Here is a 2,734-nt window from a genome sequence, read left to right as displayed (position 1 = left end):
AGAGCGAAGTCGGAACTTCGCTCCATATATCAGAATTGATAAACGATTGCATTACAGTGCATTCCTGCTCCGACAGATGCCATCACCACTTTCATTCCTGCTTTTATTTGATAGTTTTCTAACTCACCTTTGCGAATCAAATCAAGCATTGTTGGTATGGTGGCCACCGATGTATTTCCTGTAAATTCAATCGTTGTCGGAATTTTTCCTTCAAAAGATAAGCCTTCGATATTATACATTTGAGCCAAATTATTGGCAAAAGCGTGGAGCATCTTACCATTGGCTTGATGAAACAAAAACATATCAACATCTGACGCATTTAAACCGGCTTTGTCGAGTGCTTTTTTGATAACCTTTGGCACCCAAACAGTAGCATATTTATAGACATCTTTGCCATTCATCTTAAACAAAGTCGGATTTTTTAGCTCTTTATTATACGAACCACTCAAATAAATACATGCCACATCTTCTTGGGCGTGTGAGTAGGTAGCGTAGGAAACGATTCCCGTATTTTCAGCATCAGCAGAAGAAATAACCGCCGCACCACAGCCATCGGCCAAAATCATCGAGTCTAAATCGTGCGGGTCGAGCAAGCGTGAGGCAACCTCAATTCCTACTACTAAAACATTGGTAGCATCGCCCATCTGAATTGCCTGATGTGCCTGAATGATTCCCTGCAACCAACCAGGGCAGCCAAAAAGCAAATCGTAGGCAAAACATTCGTGATTACTGATTTCCAATTTATTTTTGAGCAATGCCGCCATATTTGGCACCGTATGAAAACCCTGCATTCCTTCGAGCATATTGCCCGCATTGTGTGCCACAATTATTCCATCAATTTGGTTTTTATCAATTCCTGCATCAGCAATGGCATCTTTTGAAGCTTCAACCATCAATGGCACCGAATCACCTTTTTCGGGGATGTATCTTCTTGATTTTATACCTGTGATAGCCTCCAGTTTTTCGATGATTTCCTCGGCTGGTTTTGGATTCACAACCCCATTGGCGTCCATGAATTGTCTATCCAAAAAATATGAGTTTTCTATGATTCGCTCGGGCAAGTGGCTGCCAGTTCCTTTGATGATTGTTTTCAATTTTATTGCTTAGAATATGGTTTTGTTGTTCTTTGAGTAAAATGGGGGTTCATTGTCGCTTACGACGGCGACGAGACCTTTCTGGTTCGTCGTCTTGCAGTGGAATAACGGTCCTAAAAGCCACTTTCGGAGCTTCAATAATTGGCATTTTTTTGATATTTACGGGCAATTTATCCACTTCAATTGCCGAAATAGGTTCTAAATCAACCGCAATTCGTGGGTCGAGCAGCGTAGTTGCCTGCTTGAGCCAGCCATAAGTATTTACCGGAAACGGATTTCCCTCATCGTCGATTCGCAGATAGGTCATGTGTAGGTGCGTGTCAGAGCGAGGCATGGCAGCATTAAATCCAGTTCGACCAACGAGTGCTATTTTCTGTCCCGCTCGCACGGTTTGTCCAGTTTTTACATAGATTTCTCGTTGATGGGCATAATACCAGAGTCCACCGTTAGTAGTATCATAAATCCAAATATAATTTCCACCACGATACTCGCTACCTGCCTGCCAGCCATTTTCGGTGGCTATCACGACCCCATTAGTTGTTGATAAAACTGGCACATAATCGCCCGTGCGGTCGTCGCGGGAGTCTTGGTCTTTATCTTTCATGAAAATATCATGAGCTGGGTGGCTACCCTTCTTGGCTTGGTCGAATAAATCATATCCACGAGGAATATATCCGCTACCACGCCCACCAACTGCCCGAAAATCGAATCCCATAAGCGGAAAACATATCTGAACATTGGTAGAATCGTATCGAGCCGCTGGATGAGCTTTTTTCATGATAAACATCATTTCTTGAAAACGCTCACGAGCTTGCTGCGGCGAGAGTTTATATTCTCGAATATCAACCAATAATTGTTTGTAGCCATTGATTACGCTAAGGTATTCTTTGTGGGTAACGGAAGAGGTATCTCTCTGCAAAAACAGAAAGTTAAAACAAAAAACAAAAATTTTAATCATTCCTTTCAACGAGTCGCTGCATTTGTTTCTGGCACGAAATTAACAAAATCTTAGGCCAATACAGAGCATAAATGCCCAAAATCTTGATAGAATTGAATATTTTTAATGCTAAAATTTAATTTTTCGATGATAAAATTTAACTAAACTGCTATCAATCAATATTTTAAGGTGATTTTAATTTGCATTTATTTAATTTTGTGGCTGAACCAAAAATTGTATGTATGCGAAGAAAGTATTTTGTTGGTTCGTTGTTTGTCATTTTATCGCTCAATAATTTTGTCAGTAAGGCAAGCATTTTTAGCGATTCTCCTTCCAAAAAAGTCTCAATATCAGCCAATGAGGCTCCTTTTGAGGAGTCTTATTTAAAGTTGGCCAACGACATTCAGCGGTATGCCAAAAAGTTTATCGGAACACGCTATAAAAGTGGTGGAAAAGCAGCCAAAGGCTTCGATTGTTCGGGTTTTGTAGGCTATGTTTTCAAGAAATTCGGTATGAAACTCGGAGCGTGTAGCACCGAAATGTTTAAACTGGGCTACGATGTAGCCACCAAAGAATCTCTCCCTGGCGATTTGATATTTTTCAGAAGAGGACGCAGCCCCAAAAGTGGAATCTCACACGTGGGCATTGTGGTTGAGTCTAACGCCAAAGGACTAAAATTTATTCACTCGGCAACAAGCAAAGG

3 protein-coding genes are annotated in these 2,734 nt (G+C 41.1%); 1 reads left to right on the top strand and 2 read right to left on the bottom strand.

Translation table 11 applies throughout. From position 1 onward, the window contains the following. Positions 1 to 29 precede the first annotated feature (29 nt). Positions 30 to 1,094 (bottom strand): 3-oxoacyl-ACP synthase III family protein, encoded by a 1,065-nt coding sequence (locus tag ACOVO2_RS07105; protein ID WP_421769303.1) that lies wholly within the window; start codon positions 1,092 to 1,094, stop codon positions 30 to 32. 49 nt (positions 1,095 to 1,143) lie between these two features. Beyond that, positions 1,144 to 2,052 carry a M23 family metallopeptidase gene (locus ACOVO2_RS07100; protein ID WP_421769302.1) on the bottom strand — a complete coding sequence of 303 codons (909 nt, stop codon included), beginning with the start codon at positions 2,050 to 2,052 and terminating at the stop codon, positions 1,144 to 1,146. A 221-nt stretch (positions 2,053 to 2,273) separates the two neighbouring features. Between ACOVO2_RS07100 and ACOVO2_RS07095 the strand changes: the two genes are divergently transcribed. Then, on the top strand, positions 2,274 to 2,734 hold a 461-nt coding region (locus ACOVO2_RS07095), incomplete at its 3' end, for a C40 family peptidase (protein WP_421769301.1).

This window comes from Emticicia sp. (assembly GCF_049241225.1).
GTDB lineage: Bacteria > Bacteroidota > Bacteroidia > Cytophagales > Spirosomataceae > Emticicia.
The sequence above is the reverse complement of the archived record's forward strand: the minus strand, read 5'-3'. Positions and strand labels throughout refer to the sequence as shown.

Bases quoted from the DNA above. Each gene is read 5' to 3' on its own strand.
- ACOVO2_RS07100 (WP_421769302.1), bottom strand. From the start codon at position 2,052: ATGATTAAAATTTTTGTTTTTTGTTTTAACTTTCTGTTTTTGCAGAGA.